This is a genomic window from Pseudomonas sp. 21LCFQ010 (genome assembly GCF_024129905.1).
Taxonomy (GTDB): Bacteria; Pseudomonadota; Gammaproteobacteria; order Pseudomonadales; family Pseudomonadaceae; genus Aquipseudomonas.
In genome coordinates, this window is sequence record NZ_JAMYDZ010000001.1 from 413,091 (window position 1) to 427,778 (window position 14,688).

15 protein-coding genes and 2 tRNA genes are annotated in these 14,688 nt (G+C 59.6%); 9 read left to right on the forward strand and 8 right to left on the reverse strand.

Annotated features, from left to right (window positions below):
* The first annotated feature begins 162 nt into the window (after positions 1 to 162).
* On the forward strand, positions 163 to 975 hold the full coding sequence (locus tag NJC38_RS01970; RefSeq protein WP_253110847.1) for a shikimate 5-dehydrogenase: 813 nt from the start codon (positions 163 to 165) through the stop codon (positions 973 to 975).
* Here the strand turns inward: NJC38_RS01970 and NJC38_RS01975 are convergent, their stop codons facing one another.
* Positions 976 to 1,626 carry a DUF480 domain-containing protein gene (locus NJC38_RS01975; protein WP_253110851.1) on the reverse strand — a complete coding sequence of 217 codons (651 nt, stop codon included), beginning with the start codon at positions 1,624 to 1,626 and terminating at the stop codon, positions 976 to 978.
* 444 nt (positions 1,627 to 2,070) lie between these two features.
* Between NJC38_RS01975 and NJC38_RS01980 the strand changes: the two genes are divergently transcribed.
* Positions 2,071 to 3,228, forward strand: coding sequence for an MFS transporter (locus tag NJC38_RS01980; protein WP_253111366.1), 1,158 nt, complete (start codon positions 2,071 to 2,073; stop codon positions 3,226 to 3,228).
* Here NJC38_RS01980 and nhaR read toward each other — a convergent pair.
* Positions 3,218 to 4,114 carry a transcriptional activator NhaR gene (gene nhaR / locus NJC38_RS01985; RefSeq protein ID WP_253110854.1) on the reverse strand — a complete coding sequence of 299 codons (897 nt, stop codon included), beginning with the start codon at positions 4,112 to 4,114 and terminating at the stop codon, positions 3,218 to 3,220. The two genes, NJC38_RS01980 and nhaR, sit on opposite strands and share 11 nt — an antisense overlap.
* Positions 4,115 to 4,247: 133 nt before the next feature.
* On the opposite strand from nhaR, the gene NJC38_RS01990 reads away from it, so the two are divergent.
* Entirely contained in the window at positions 4,248 to 4,490 is a 243-nt protein-coding gene (locus NJC38_RS01990; RefSeq protein ID WP_045490469.1) for a hypothetical protein, read from the forward strand.
* A gap of 33 nt (positions 4,491 to 4,523) precedes the next feature.
* Entirely contained in the window at positions 4,524 to 5,273 is a 750-nt protein-coding gene (locus NJC38_RS01995; protein WP_253110857.1) for a TerC family protein, read from the forward strand.
* Between the two features lie 95 nt (positions 5,274 to 5,368).
* On the opposite strand, the gene NJC38_RS02000 is transcribed toward NJC38_RS01995, so the two are convergent.
* Entirely contained in the window at positions 5,369 to 5,560 is a 192-nt protein-coding gene (locus NJC38_RS02000) for a hypothetical protein (RefSeq protein ID WP_253110860.1), read from the reverse strand.
* Positions 5,561 to 5,831: 271 nt separating this feature from the next.
* Here NJC38_RS02000 and NJC38_RS02005 point away from each other — a divergent pair, with 271 nt between their 5' ends.
* Positions 5,832 to 6,485, forward strand: coding sequence for a peptidase C39 family protein (locus NJC38_RS02005; protein WP_253111368.1), 654 nt, complete (start codon positions 5,832 to 5,834; stop codon positions 6,483 to 6,485).
* A gap of 32 nt (positions 6,486 to 6,517) precedes the next feature.
* On the opposite strand, the gene NJC38_RS02010 is transcribed toward NJC38_RS02005, so the two are convergent.
* Positions 6,518 to 7,801: an FAD-binding oxidoreductase gene (locus NJC38_RS02010; RefSeq protein ID WP_253110863.1), complete on the reverse strand. Its 1,284-nt coding sequence runs from the start codon at positions 7,799 to 7,801 to the stop codon at positions 6,518 to 6,520.
* Positions 7,802 to 7,958: 157 nt separating this feature from the next.
* Between NJC38_RS02010 and NJC38_RS02015 the strand changes: the two genes are divergently transcribed.
* Together NJC38_RS02015 and NJC38_RS02020 are read left to right on the forward strand one after the other, a co-directional pair.
* Positions 7,959 to 8,035 (forward strand) — tRNA-Val (locus tag NJC38_RS02015).
* A gap of 230 nt (positions 8,036 to 8,265) precedes the next feature.
* Positions 8,266 to 9,759 (forward strand): sensor domain-containing diguanylate cyclase, encoded by a 1,494-nt coding sequence (locus NJC38_RS02020; RefSeq protein WP_045494628.1) that lies wholly within the window; start codon positions 8,266 to 8,268, stop codon positions 9,757 to 9,759.
* 9 nt (positions 9,760 to 9,768) lie between these two features.
* Here the strand turns inward: NJC38_RS02020 and NJC38_RS02025 are convergent, their stop codons facing one another.
* On the reverse strand, positions 9,769 to 9,984 hold the full coding sequence (locus tag NJC38_RS02025; RefSeq protein WP_144403290.1) for a hypothetical protein: 216 nt from the start codon (positions 9,982 to 9,984) through the stop codon (positions 9,769 to 9,771).
* 216 nt (positions 9,985 to 10,200) lie between these two features.
* On the opposite strand from NJC38_RS02025, the gene NJC38_RS02030 reads away from it, so the two are divergent.
* Positions 10,201 to 10,277 (forward strand) — tRNA-Val (locus tag NJC38_RS02030).
* A 107-nt stretch (positions 10,278 to 10,384) separates the two neighbouring features.
* On the opposite strand, the gene NJC38_RS02035 is transcribed toward NJC38_RS02030, so the two are convergent.
* The 3 genes from NJC38_RS02035 to NJC38_RS02045 form a co-directional block, all read right to left on the reverse strand.
* Positions 10,385 to 10,618, reverse strand: a complete 234-nt coding sequence (locus NJC38_RS02035) for a zinc-ribbon domain-containing protein (protein WP_045490480.1) — start codon at positions 10,616 to 10,618, stop codon at positions 10,385 to 10,387.
* A gap of 107 nt (positions 10,619 to 10,725) precedes the next feature.
* On the reverse strand, positions 10,726 to 11,088 hold the full coding sequence (locus tag NJC38_RS02040) for an NUDIX hydrolase (protein WP_045490481.1): 363 nt from the start codon (positions 11,086 to 11,088) through the stop codon (positions 10,726 to 10,728).
* 126 nt (positions 11,089 to 11,214) lie between these two features.
* Positions 11,215 to 11,592 carry a hypothetical protein gene (locus tag NJC38_RS02045; RefSeq protein WP_253110866.1) on the reverse strand — a complete coding sequence of 126 codons (378 nt, stop codon included), beginning with the start codon at positions 11,590 to 11,592 and terminating at the stop codon, positions 11,215 to 11,217.
* Between the two features lie 207 nt (positions 11,593 to 11,799).
* Between NJC38_RS02045 and NJC38_RS02050 the strand changes: the two genes are divergently transcribed.
* Complete coding sequence (locus tag NJC38_RS02050) at positions 11,800 to 14,652, forward strand: EAL domain-containing protein (RefSeq protein WP_084710040.1); 2,853 nt, start codon at positions 11,800 to 11,802, stop codon at positions 14,650 to 14,652.
* Positions 14,653 to 14,688 lie beyond the last annotated feature (36 nt).

Genomic DNA, 14,688 nt, shown 5'->3' on the forward strand with positions numbered 1-14,688 from the left:
TTAATACTAAGACAGCGGTTTTGTTCAAACTGCGAAGCCGCTGGGTAAAGTTTGTGTAAGGTAGAAGCCCTGACGACAGACGGCACTTTTCGAGCATTTGTCTGTCGCAGCAAGTTTACGCCTGTTGTCCAGATTTTAGCCAATACCGTTCAGGAGATTCGCATGTCCATTACTGCCAGTCGGGACACCGTGTTGTGCATGTCCCTGGCCGCCCGCCCCGGAAACTTCGGCGTGCGCTTTCACAACTATCTGTACCGTGAACTGGGCCTGAACCTCTACTACAAGGCTTTTGCTCCCAATGACCTGGTCGGCGCCGTCACGGGCATGCGCGCGCTGGGCATTCGCGGTTGCGGGGTATCGATGCCGTTCAAGGAAGACTGCATTGCCCTGGTCGATGAGCTGGATGCGTCGGCGGCGGCCATTGAGTCGATCAATACCATCGTCAACACGGACGGCCATCTCAAGGCTTATAACACCGACTACATCGCCGTCGCGCAGTTGCTCGACAGCCACGCCGTGCCGCGTACTGCTTTTGCCTTGCGTGGCAGTGGCGGGATGGCCAAGGCGGTGGCCTGTGCGATGCGTGATGCCGGCTTTAGCGACGGGGTGATCGTGGCCCGCAACCGGCAGGCCGGCGAGCAGCTTGCGGCCACCTGCGGATGGCGCTGGGTGCCGGAGTTGGGTGCTGAGAGGCCGGCCTTGCTGGTCAATGTCACGCCGCTGGGCATGACTGGCGCCCAGGCTGATGAGCTGGCGTTCGACCGGGCGGCCATCGAGGCGGCCCAGACCCTGTTCGACGTGGTCGCCACCCCGGCCGAAACGCCGCTGATCCAGGCCGGGCGCCAGCTCGGCAAACAGTTGATCACCGGCGATCAGGTGGCGGCGATCCAGGCGCTGGAGCAGTTCGTGCTGTACACCGGGGTGCGGCCCAGCGATGAGCAATACCAGCGGGCGGCTGCATTTGCCCGTGGCTGATCAGCCTTCCAGTTGCGCCAGCCGTGCTTCCAGCGCGGCGATGCGCGCTTCGAGTTCATCGAGCCGGTCGCTGGAGGCCGAAGCGCTGCGTTCTGGCGCCTGCTGGCGGCTGTCGAGCAGGGCTTGCAGGTCGGCTTCGCTGCCCAGTTTGTGCATGTAGCGGTCTTCACGCTGACCGCCCTGACGCGGCAGCAGTGACACCAGGCCACGGGCAATCAAGCGTTCGAGCTGGTGCTGCACTTGCTCGGCGTCTTCGAAGTCGTGCATGCGATTGCTGCGGGTCAGCAGTTCATTGACGGTCTGCGGGCCGCGCAGCAGTAACAGGCCGGTGAGGATCAATTGCGCCGGGACCAGCTCCAGATGCCTGTCGAGCTTGTGCTCCCAGCGGTCGGCGCGACTGCCCATTACCAGCTTGGCCAGCCCCAGGTTTTCCAGGCTGCGCAGGCTCTGGCCGATCTGGCCCTGGGTGAGGTTCATTATCGGCTCGCGGCTGGTTTTCTGGTTGCAGGCCAGCATCAAGGCATTGAGGGTCAGGGGATAGCTTTCCGGGCTGGTGGCCTGTTTTTCAATCAGGCTGCCGAGAATCCGGACCTGCGTGGCATCGAGCAGCAGGGCTGAGGATTCATTGCTGGATTCGGGGGTGTCGGTCATGGTGTGCTCCCTGGACAATGGCAGGCGGCCAGCCTAGGGCTTGTCAGGCACAATTGCCAGTGGGTAGGGACTGTTACCGTTTCATCACAACCGCGCCGAGGTCTGTTTTGTCGGCTTGTGTAGGCTTCACCTGTTGGAATACGTGCGACAAAACAGCCACGGCCCCGCGGGTTGCGCCCCAAATCGCGCCATGCGTCGTTGAAGGACTTGAAAAGGGAGCGACCATTTCCTGCGTCCTTCGCCTCGCCTGACACGATTTGGCACTGCAACGCGGCCTGCGCTGAAACGGCAACAGCCCCTAGCGAAAAACCCGCAACAACTGGCCAGCCCCGGCTGTCTATAATTGCCGCGCCTTTGTGAATTGCCGCATCTTTGTGTCAGAGGCTCTTCGGCCTCTGTTTCACCCGACGTTCCGCATGCGGGGCGTATCGTTGTTGGAGTGTTCTGATGTTAGCTGTCTATCTGTTGTCTGCCGCCGGCTTCACGGTGGTGACCACGGAGTTTTTGATTGTCGGTTTGTTGCCTGCCATGGCCCGCGATTTGGGCGTTTCGATTTCTCAAGCCGGCCTGCTGGTGACCCTGTTCGCGTTTACCGTGGCAGCCCTTGGGCCATTTTTGACCGCCTGGTTTGCGCGCTTCGAGCGACGCCGGCTGTTTATCGGCGTGCTGGTGTTGTTCGGCCTAGCCAATGGCTTGGCCGCCGTGGCGCCCAATTATGGCGTGATGGCGCTGGCGCGGCTGCTGCCGGCGCTGGCCTTGCCGGTGTTCTGGTCGCTGGCCAGCGAGACCGTGGTCAATCTTGCCGGCCCGGAACACGCGGGCAGGGCGGTGGCGCGTTTCGGGGTCGGGATCATCCTGGCCATGGTGTTCGGCATTCCGGTCGGCACCCTGATCAGTGATGCGTTTGGCTGGCGCATGGCGTTTGCCGTGGTGGCCGCTCTGGCACTGCTCAAGGCTTTGTTGCTGTTCATCTGGTTGCCGGCCAGCCGCCCCGTTCACGCCGTGTCGATGCGCGAGCAACTGGGCATTTTGCGCAACCCCATGATGCTGGGCCATGTGCTGCTCTCGGTGTTGGTGTTCAGCGGCATGTTCACCGCCTACACCTACCTGGCCGACATGCTTGAGCGTCTGGCAGGTTTCGACGGTACGGTGGTGGGCTGGTGTCTGATGGGCTTTGGCGCAGTGGGCCTGATTGGCAATGCACTGGGCGGGCGTATGGTTGATCGTCACCCGTTAGTGGCCAGCCTGACATTCTGTACCTTGCTCAGCGTCGGGATGCTGGCGGTGGTGCCCAGCGTGGGCTCGATTGCCGCGCTGATGGCGGCCCTGATCGTCTGGGGCATCAACCAGGCGGCGCTGTTTCTGGTCTGCCATGTGCGCTTGATGAAGGCCGCGCCCCAGGCGCCGGCCTTCGCCGCGTCGCTGAACGTGGCGGGCGGTAACCTGGGTATCGGCCTGGGGGCAATGATTGGTGGGCGGGTGATCGACAGCCTGGGGCTGACCCATCTTGGCGTGGCCGCTGCCGCCATCGTTGGCCTGGCGATCCTGCTGGCCCTGGCGATGCTCAGGTTCGATCCGCTGCCGACCGCAGTCAGTCGCTGAACAGCTTGCTGCGCGCGCCCTCGGTGATGGCCACCACGCCTGGGTGGCGGACCTTGCGTTCGACGGTAATGGCGTAGAACGACTCGGTCACCGCCTCGGTCTGGCCAATCAGGCGTACGCCATATTGCTCCTGGACCTCGTGGGCAATCACGCTGGGGGCGACGAACACCCCGCTGCCGGAGCGCCCGAAGGCCTTCATCAAGGCACTGTCGTCAAATTCACCGATGATCCGCGGGCGGATTTTCTGCTCGGCAAACCAGCGCATCAGCCTGGCGCGTACCACGGTGTCTTGACCTGGAATCAGCAGCGGAGCACCGTCCAGCGCCTGTGGAAACTCCATGGTCAGACGCTGCGCCACTTCTTCAGTGGCAAAAAAGCTGACCCCGCATTCGCCCAGTTTCTGACTGTAGCCACGGATATCCAGATGCGGCGGCATCGGGCTGTCAGACACCACCATGTCCAGGCGCTGGATGGCCAGATCGGCGAGCAGGCGTTCGAGTTTGTCTTCGCGACAGGTGATGCGGATTGGCTCGTTGAGCTCCATGGTCGGGGCGATCAGGCGATAGACAATCGACTTGGGCACCACGTCGGCCACGCCGATCCTGAACAGCGTGTGCTGTTCACCGGGCTGTGAGCGCAGCACGCTTTCCAGTTCGTTTCCGAGCTGGAACAGCTGCTCGGCGTAGGGCAAGGCCAACCGGCCTGCCTCAGTCAATTCCAGTTGCCGGCCGACACGCTGGAACAGATCCACGCCCAGGCTGTCTTCCAACAGGCTGATTTGCCCGCTGATGGTTTGTGCGGTGAGGTTCAATTGCTCACCGGCACGCACGATGCTGCCAGTACGGGCCACCACCCAGAAATAGTGCAATTGTCGATAATTGAGCATAGCGATCGAATAGTTCGTAAAAACCGAAGTATATACCTTGTAAATACGAATTTTCCGGATGTTTCAGAGTCATTAGAATGCTTCCCAACGCCGGGCACATTTGACGTTGCCGGCATCGCTCATTGAGGGAATCATGAAAAGCGCTATGTATGCTGCACTCTTGACCTGTTCGCTGGTTGTCATCAGCGGTTGTGATCAGGTTGAATCATCCGGCAAGCAATTGCTCGATACTGCGGCCAACTCGGCCAAGCAAGCCATCGACGACACTCACAAGGCGGCCACCAAGGCGCTGGAAGAGGCCAAGGACGAATTGTCAGTGATAGAGCCAGCGCCCAAGCCCAAGGCTGAAAGCGAAAAAAACGGCCAGGAAATCTGATCTCATTAACTCTCGTATAAGCAGGGCATGACTATGGAATACCTGTTGGAACTTGCGACCAGCCCGGCGGCCTGGATCGCATTGGCAACGCTGGTGGTGATGGAAGTCGTGCTGGGTATCGATAACCTGATCTTTATTTCGATTCTGACCAACAAGTTGCCCGAGCATCAGCGCGAGAAGGCGCGCCGTCTGGGTATCGGCATGGCGTTGATCATGCGTCTGGGCCTGCTGGGTACGGTGGCCTGGATCGTGCAGCTGACCGAGCCGGTCATCGAGGTGTTGGGTCAGGCGTTCTCCTGGAAAGACATGATCCTGATTGCCGGTGGTCTGTTCCTGGTCTGGAAGGCGACCACGGAAATCCACCACAGCATGGACCATGCCGAGGAGAAAGAGGCGACTGTTGGCGGTAAGGTGGCGTTGAGCATGGGCGCGGCCATTGCGCAGATCCTGTTGCTCGACCTAGTGTTCTCCATCGACAGTATCATTACTGCGGTGGGCATGACCGAACACCTGCCGATCATGATCATTGCGGTGGTGACTGCGGTGGTGGTGATGCTGGTCGCTGCTGAACCGCTGGCCAAGTTCATCAACGAGAACCCGACGGTGGTGATGCTGGCCCTGGGCTTCCTGATCATGATCGGTATGACCCTGATCGCCGAAGGCTTCGGTGCCCACGTACCGAAAGGCTACGTGTACGCCGCCATGACCTTCTCGGCGCTGATCGAGATGCTGAACATGATGGCCCGTCGCGCCAAGCGCAAGAAAGCCGCTGCTGCCCAGTAACGGTGCTGCGGATAAAGCCAACGGCCGATCCCTGTGAGGGGATCGGCCGTTGGTTTTTGTGGCTTGGCAATGGCGGATGCAGCAGTGGCCGGGGCTCAGTGTGCGGCGGCAGGGTGGCTCTTGTGCTTGGCAAGCGGCTGTGACGGCAGGGTTGCCGGTCGGACTTGAGGTGGCTGGCGTAGCGGCTGATGATGGCGGCGGGCGATGCGCATGACGCCCCACAGCATGGCGCATGCAACGGCCAGCCAGGCGGCGATCAGCATCACGATGGTCATTTCCGGGCTCATGGTGTGCCTCCACGTATTCTCTAGTGCTCTCTAGATAACCGACAGTCTAGTCCGGGAAGTGTTGCGCCAAATTGACCAATGGCGTTGTGCTTCGACCGTTTTGATCTATTGACAGCCGCAGACTGCGCCACCGGGCTATACCGACGCAGGGCAGGGCTCTATGATCGGCGTTCCCGTCAGGTCAGCGGTTGCCTGGCGTTCGAAAAAGTGAGGGAACATGCTGTCGGTATCTTTTCCATTGCGGTCGGCCAGGGGCGTGCTGGCCGTGCTCATGCTGTCGCTGCTGGCTGGCTGCGGCGCTTCGGCACATCGTCTGGCGGCCATACCGCCGGACCCACAAGGCTTGCCCGATCGGGTGGAACTCAAGGCCGTGCCCGTGTTTCGTGGCAATGCCTACCAGAGCGGGCCGGGCGCGCTGGCCAGCATGTTGGCCAATCATAAGGTCGGCACGACGCCGGGGTTGCTGGAAAAGAATCTGCAACTGCCGGGCGCCGAGGCGCAACTTGAACAGAACCTGCAGCGGGTCGCCCGCGAGTACGGATTTGTGGTCTACCCGCTGGATCAGAACTTTCGCGCGTTAATGACCCAGGTCGCGGCGGGCTATCCGGTGCTGGTGCGCTTCAGCGAGGGCGCGGTGCTGTGGAAGGAGCCGCGCTATGCCGTGCTCAAAGGCTACGATCGTTATCGCGACGTGGTGATTCTCCAGGCGGGCATGAACCCGCGCCAGACCATGAGCTTCAGCAGCTTTACTTCCGCCTGGGCAGATGCCGGCCACTGGGCGGTGCTGGTGCAGGGCGCACGGCAACTGCCAGCCAAGGTCGATCAGCAGCGCTGGTTACAAGCCGCTGATGAGTTATCCCGAGCGGGTCAGGAGCAGGCCGCCGGTGAGGCGCGCAAGGCGCTGACCCGCCAGGCAGGGCAGTAACTGCCGCACGTGGGCGGGTCAACGTGGGCGGGTCAAAAGCCGAGCTTGTCGCGCAGGCTGTAATACCAGGCGCCGAGTGCCGTCAACGGGGTGCGCAGCATCTGGCCGCCGGGGAAGGGGTAGTGCGGCAGGCCGGCAAACGCATCGAAGCGTTCGGCCTGCCCGCGCAGGGCTTCAGCCAGCACCTTGCCGGCCAGATGGGTATAGGTCACGCCATGGCCGCTGCAACCCTGGGAGTAATAGATGTTGTCGCCCAGCCGACCGACCTGCGGCAGGCGCGACAGGGTCAGAAGGAAGTTGCCGGTCCAGGCGTAATCGATCTTCACGTCTTTGAGCTGCGGGAATACCTTGAGCATTTTGGGCCGGATAATGGCTTCGATGTTGGCCGGATCGCGCGCGCCATAGACCACGCCGCCACCAAAAATCAGACGCTTGTCGGCGCTCAGGCGGTAGTAGTCGAGCAGGTAATTGCAGTCCTCGACGCAGTAGTCATCGGGCAGCAGCGAACGGGCCAGCTCTTCATTCAATGGTTCGGTGGTGATCACCTGAGTGCCGCACGGCATGGACTTGGCGGCCAGCTCCGGCACCAGGTTGCCCAGGTAGGCATTACCGGCAACGATGACGAACTTGGCTCGCACCCGGCCCTGAGCGGTGTGCACGACCGGATTGGCGCCGCGCTCAATGCCGGTGGCCGCTGATTGTTCATGGATTACCCCGCCCAATGCCAGCACTGCAGCGGCTTCGCCCAGCGCCAGGTTCAATGGGTGGATATGCCCGCCGCTCATGTCCAGCATGCCGCCGACATACTGGTCACAGGCCACGACCTGGCGCATGCGCGATGCATCCAGCAGTTCAAGCTGGTTATGCCCGTAGCGTTCCCAGAGACGCTTTTGCGCTTCCAGATGGCCCATCTGCCGTGGGTTCAGTGCGGCGAACACGCCGCCGTCTTTCAGGTCGCAGTCGATGCTGTAGCGTGCCACCCGATCACGAATGATTCGTGCCCCCTCGAAGGCCATGTCCCCCAATAGCCGCGCCTGGCCGGCCGGCATGCTGCGTTCGATCACGTCGATGTCGCGGCTATAGCTGTTGACGATCTGGCCACCGTTGCGCCCTGAAGCGCCGAAGCCGACCCTGGCGGCTTCCAGTACCGTGACCTTGAAGCCGTGCTCCAGCAGGAACAACGCACTGGAAAGTCCGGTATAGCCGGCGCCAATGATGCATACATCGGTCTGTGCCTCGCCTTGCAGGGCGGCATGTACGGGCGCAGGATTGGCTGAAGCGGCATAAAACGACTGAGGGTATGTGATGTTCGCCATTCGAGGGTTCCGTTTAAAATTATTGACGAATGAGCTGATCCTACCCGAGATTTTTGACACGCAACACCGGTTGCCCATAAAAAGTTTTCGATTTCAGTACGTTAGCGAAAAAATCCGTTGACAGGGTTATGGATATCCGTAGAATGCGCCCCACAGCAGGCACGTAGCTCAGTTGGTTAGAGCACCACCTTGACATGGTGGGGGTCGTTGGTTCGAGTCCAATCGTGCCTACCACATCAAATCCGCCCCTGCTGGCGGTGTCAAAAAGGGCAACCCACTCGGGTTGCCCTTTTTGTTTTGTGCTTTTCATAATGTTCGTTTGATTCATGACTGTTCGCGCAAAGCGCATCATGGGCGTTGATAACGACCGTCCGGCGGCGCACTTTTAATTGCAGTACCTGTCAGGCTTGCCATTGTGACAACAGTTGGCCAAGCTGAATGCGCATTTGCCTTCAGGTATTCAAGTGAAACGTGATCTTCACCTCGCCGTGGTGCTGTTATGTGTGGTGTGTTTTGCACTGACCTTCATTACCGGTTGGAAAGTGTTCACGGCACGTAAAGCGGCACTCAATAATGTCTATGTCAACGGTGCGAATCTCGCGCAGGCATTGATCACTTATTCCGATGGTGTCGTCCGGCAGAGTTCAATGCTGCTCAACGGTCTGGTCGAACGTCTGGAGGCAGAGGGTTTTGGCGAGCATCAACTGGATCGCCTGGATAAATTGCTGCATGCCCAACAGCGGGTCATGCCGCAACTCAACGGTTTAACCATTTACGATCGGCAGGGTAACTGGCTGTTGTCTTCCACCGGCTTGCATGCACAAGGTCTGAACAGTGCTGACCGGGCGTACTTCATTCATCACCAGCGCAGTGCCTCCAGCGAAATATTCATTGGTCCGCCCATCCAGAATCGCTCGACCGATGTCTGGGTCATTACCATCAGTCGCCGGGTCAATGATTCGCAGGGTCAGTTCGCCGGCGTGGTGGCCGCTACATTGGGCATCAAAAACTTTCTCGACCTGTTTGGCAAAATTGATGTGGGTGACAACGGTACGATTTCACTGGCGTTTACCCATGGCCAATTACTGGTGCGTTATCCATTTCGCGAAGAAGAAATGGGGCGCGATTTTTCCCAGTCGCCCATTTATAAAAAATACTTCATGGGTCGCTCCTCGGGGAATGCGACATTTACTTCCAGTCTGGATGGTGTAGAGCGGATCTCGACCTTTCGCCAAAGTGACACGTTGCCGTTGTTGGTCAGTGTCGCCCGGGAGAAGAGTGAAGTTCTGCGCAACTGGCGTTTTGAAGCGCTGCTGTCATTGGCGGTATTGGCGGTGTTGATCGTTTTTGTCGTGGCTGCCGGCCTGGTCTTGTTACGGCATATCAAACGGCGCATTGAAAGCGAATCGGAGTTGCTGATTGCTCGGCAACAGTTATTGAGCAGTAATGAGAAGCTTGAACAATTAGCGTTGCAGGATCCATTGACGGGTCTGGCCAATCGACGCTGCTTTGATGAGCGTCTGCTCATGGAGTCTTCCCGCGCACAGAGAAATGGCACGACACTGGGTCTGTTGCTGGTCGATATCGACTTTTTCAAGCGTTTCAACGATAGCCTGGGGCATGTGGCGGGTGACCAGTGCCTGCAAGCGGTTGGCCAGACGATCGGCGGGTGCGTCAGGCGCGCCACTGACCTGGCTGCTCGTTATGGCGGCGAAGAGCTGGCGTTGATTCTGCCTGATACCGACAGCCAAGGCGTGTCGGAGGTGGCGGCCTTGATACTGCAGCGTCTGGAGGCGCTGAGCATCCCTCACCCTGCCAGCCCCTATGGGCGGGTCAGTGTGAGTATCGGCATGGCGTGCTTCAACGGCCAGCAATTGGCGGATGGTTCTATCGTCGAAGCGGCCGATGAGGCCCTGTACCGGGCCAAGGCGCAGGGGCGTAACCGGCTTGAGGCGTAAGCCTGGCGCTCAGGGGCGCTTGAGCAGGCTCGGGCTTGCCAGCAAGTTGGTCAGCCGGTCTGCATAGAGTGCAAGTTGCGAATAATCCATGGCCAGCTCGCCGCTGTCGTCCGGGGTGTTGCTGTCCATGCGGTTCATGCGGGTCGTGATTGCAAGCAGGGTGGCCTGCACGGTGGCCGAGGAGAAGTCCGTCTCGTCGATACCCAATGTCATTAGTGAAACCATGGCGGACCTCTACTAAAGTGTTAATACCATATGATGGCATTCTGGCGTCAAAAGCAAGACGCCCGATGATTATTCCGTCGGATGTCATGTGCTTCTTTGAGCCGCTTGAGGCGCGAAGGGTTCACACAGAGGATTATAAAAATCCATCTTTTCAGTGGCTTAGTGAAAAAAACTGATTGACAGGGTTATGGATATCCGTAGAATGCGCCCCACAGCAGGCACGTAGCTCAGTTGGTTAGAGCACCACCTTGACATGGTGGGGGTCGTTGGTTCGAGTCCAATCGTGCCTACCAAACAAATCCGCCTCTGCTGGCGGTATCAAAAAGGGCAATCCACAAGGGTTGCCCTTTTTGTTTTGCACTTGTTTCAGCTGCCGGTCGCATGGCTTGCGACCATTGGCTTATCTGAAAATCAGCACCGCCGCGCCGGCAATCACTAGCACCACGCCAAAGATCATCCGCGCAATCCATGGCGCGGTCAGCCACACACCCGTCGCGCCGGCGATCTGGCCGATGTTCTTTTCGCTGAGCAGGCGATTGCCCGGGCCTGCATTCATCGGGTTGCCGCACTGTGGGCAGGCGTAGGCTTTATCGGAAATCCGCGCATTGCATTCAGGGCAGTCGATCAGGCTCATGGTTTTTCCGGCATCGGTTGTTTTCAATGCCGGTAAGACCTCTTCACCAAGGTGCGGTTCGCGCAGGGTTGTGAAGTTGTGCGCTGCTTGGCAGTTGCGCTGTTGGATCAGTGGCGACGGGCAAGATACTGGATGATGCGCCGGGTCGCATTGCTGGCCTTGCGTTGGCCTATTTCACTGTCGGCCAGCCATTGGCAATCGCTGATTTCATTGAGCGGGCGGGGTGTTTCGTGCTGTGGCACTTCGGTGATGAACACGTAATGCAGCACTTGATTGCCGGGGTATTGAGCCAGATAGCGCAGGTCGAGGTCGTGCAGTCCGGTTTCTTCGCAGAGTTCCCGGATCGCGGCTTGTTGCGGGGTTTCATCGGCTTCTATCTTGCCACCGGGCAACGCCCAGCGGGATTTGGGTTTGCGTACGTACAGAATCTGGTTATCGCGCTTGCAGATAACGGTCGCTCTGGCTTTCATCGTTCTTACAGTTCCTGTCTGCGATGGATCGCTCCATTGCAGGCTTTGTCCCGTTTGTAGCGATAAAGGTTCAGAGTTTTCTGAACGTATGAAAAAGCCCGGCATGCCGGGCTCTTTCAACAATAATCAGAAATCCCCGGTCCCAGAGGCTGTGCTGACTTGCTGCGCCATTGCGCGATAGGTTCCGTCGTCCGTAGCGCCCAGCAATGCCCGGCCATCCTTGAGCGTCGCCAGAAAGGTGATTTCCTTTCCTTCGCCGCTCAGCATCATGCCTGCTGCTGCGCCCACCGCACCCAACACCAGCGCGCCGGCCAAGCCGCGTCCGAGAGTGCCTTCAAGGCTTCTATTATGTCCCTGGCTGGCGATTTCTACCGATTTGATGTCGCTGTGCCGAAAGCTGATACCCGGCCATGGAAACAACGGGGTGACAAGTGTGATGGTGCCCGAGCGATATTCGCCATCACCTTGAAGAAAATCCCCCGCTAAAACGTTGATCTTAGCCATGTTCATTTCTCCATTGTTTCAACCGGATAACCATTGCGCGCGCCTGTGAGCCGCGTGTCAACGGCCAGTGGACGAGCAGGCGGGTGCCCGTCGGCTGGTCTTGGCCATTTATGGCTATGTGCGATCAGTGGCGGTCGCTTAGAATAGCCAGCTTTTCTCCCAGCAGGATGCGGGACCTGATTCCACGTTTATGGATGTGCTGCTTTCATGAATGTTCCCATAGTGATCCACGATGCCCATCGCTCGCTGCATGACCCGTTGGCCAGGGCTGGCAGCCATCGTTCGGCGGCCATTACTGAGCTGCTCGACGCACTGAGAGCGGCGCATCCCGGGCAGCGCTGGGCGGCCTATCTGGCCGGTGAGCACAAGCATCTGCTCGGCTGCGATGGTCAGGGTTACGATTGGCCCGAGCGCATTGCCGGTAGCGATGTCGAGGCATTCTGTCGCGCCAGAGGCCTGCAGCGCCGGGTCGCCGGTATGGGCGAGGAACCTCTGGGTTGGGTGCTGGCTTGCGCATCGTGTGCCAACACTCCGTGGCTTGCGGATCTGGCGCTGCACCTGGGGTCGCTGTTACAGAGCGCGGCATTGATTCGCGCCCAGACCACCCAGCGAGTGCTATACGAAATCAGCTCGCTGGCCAGCTCCACTCGTGATCGCGGCACCTTCATCAAAGGCGTACACCAGCAACTGACGACATTGATCGACGCCGAGAATTTTTCTCTGGCGCTGTACGACCGCCTGCGGGCCAAGATTACCTTCCCTTACTACATCGACAACACTGACGAGCATGCGCCCGCCGCAGACAGCTATGAGTTTCTTGATCCAAAGCGGATAACCCTGACCGGGCATGTGCTGACCCGCGGCCAGTCATTGTTCGTCGATGCTCATGACATTGAGCTGGGCGAGGCGCAGGGGCGGTTCTTCTGCGCCGGCAAACGTCCCGAGTTCTGGATGGGAGCGCCGCTGAAAAACGCCGCCGACGAGGTGTTCGGCATGCTGGCGATGCAGGTCTACGACGCTTCGCGAATTTACAGTACAGAAGACCGCACGTTGTTCCAGGTGGTCGCGCAGCATGTGGGCATGGCGCTGGAGCGGCTGCTGCATCGCACCGACCTTGAGCAGACCGTGCTGCTGCGCACTCAGCAGTTGTCGGCGGCCAATCATGCGTTGCGTCAGGAAGTGGTCGATCGTGAACGTGCCGAACATCTGCAGAGTGCCTTGTTCCAGATCACCGAACTGGCCAGCCAGCAGGGTGATATGGATGCGCTGTTTCATGGCCTGCATGTGATTGTCGGTGAGTTGCTTGAGGCGCAGAACTTCTACATTGCTCTGTATGACAACGCGACCGGTGAAGTGGCGTTTCCGTATTTTGTCGATGAACGCACTGCGCGTCCCGGCACCCGGCGTGGCCAGCGGGGTTTTACCGAGTATGTCATCCGTCAACAGCGTCCTTGCCTGATTGATCGGGAACAAGCCCTGCGCCTGGAGGCCCAGGGCGAGATCGAGGCCCAAAAAGAGTCGCATCGTTCCTGGTCCTGGCTGGGCATCCCGCTGTTCGAGGGGGAGCAAGTACGCGGCATCCTGGTGGTGCAGAGCTACTCGCCCGAGGTGGGTTACACCTTGCGCGACCAAGAGCTGCTGACCTTCGTATCGCGGCACATCGATACCGCGCTGTCACGGCGCAGCGCCGCCGAAGCCATCCATACCGCCAACCTGCAGCTCGAAGCCAGGGTTAATGACCGTACCCGTGAGCTGGACCTGGCCAATGCCCAGTTGCAGTACGAGAACTCCCACGATGCGCTGACCGGTCTGGCCAACCGCAGCCATCTGCAGCAACGCCTGCAGGCGGCCTGGCAGCAGTTTTGCGACGACGACCGGCAGTTGATCGTGATGTTCATCGACCTGGACCGTTTCAAGCTGGTCAATGACACCCTCGGCCATCACTGCGGCGACGATCTGCTGATCCAGGCCGCTGAGCGCCTGCGCAGTTGCATGCGCAGTAACGATTTGCTGGCAAGGCTCGGCGGCGATGAGTTCGCGGTGCTGGCGCAAGGCGCGTCGCTGGAGATGGGCAGCGTGATTGCCGAGCGGATTCTGGTGGCCTTTGACTTGCCGTTTCAAATCGACGGCCATACGGTGTTTTCGTCGTGCAGCATCGGCGTGGTGGGGGCTGACCGGCAGTTCCATAAAGAACCTGACGACCTGCTGCGCGATGCCGATATCGCCATGTACCGGGTCAAGAACGCCGGGCGTGACAGTTTTGCGGTGTTCAACCAGCAGTTGCGTCGCGAAGTGTCTGACCAGATCGAGCAGGAAGGCGCGCTGCGCAATGCGCTCAAGCGTACTGACGAGCTGGTGCCGTATTTCCAGCCCATCGTCTGTGTGACCAGTGGCAAGCTATTGGCCCTGGAAGCACTGATTCGCTGGCATCAACCTGACGGTCGGGTGATTGCACCGGGCAATTTCCTGTCAGCGCTGGAAGGCTTGCGGCTGATCGGTCGGCTGGACCTGTACATGTTGCAGCGGGTGATCGAGATCCTCGCGTTACCGGAAAATGCGCACTGGCCAGCCGTGCATGTCAATTGTTCGGCCTACAGCATCACACGGGCGGAGTTCGCCGCCGAAGTGCTGGCGTTGTTGGCTGACCATGGCGTAGCGCCGTCGCGGATTTGCCTGGAGCTGACTGAAGGGGCTTTGGTGGCTGAGCCCGAGCGTGCCCGGCAGACCATGAAGCAACTGGCGGACAACGGTGTGTCGGTGGTTCTCGACGACTTTGGCGCGGGTTTCTCATCCTTGAGTTACGTGCACCAGTACCATTTCAGTGGCTTGAAGATCGACAAATCGTTCATTTTTGAACTCAGTAGCAGTGCGCGAAGCCGGGCCATCGTCCGCGCCATTGTGCGCATGGCCGAATCGCTGGATCTGACGGTGGTGGCCGAAGGTGTCGAAGACCCGGTCACCCTGGATCTGCTACGTGAGATCGGTGCAGGGCAGGCGCAGGGCTATCATTTTTCCAGGCCGATGCCCGAAGCCAGTCTGATGCTGCCACTGACCAACTGATCGGCAAAGGCTTGCCGGGTCTGGCAAGCCATGGCC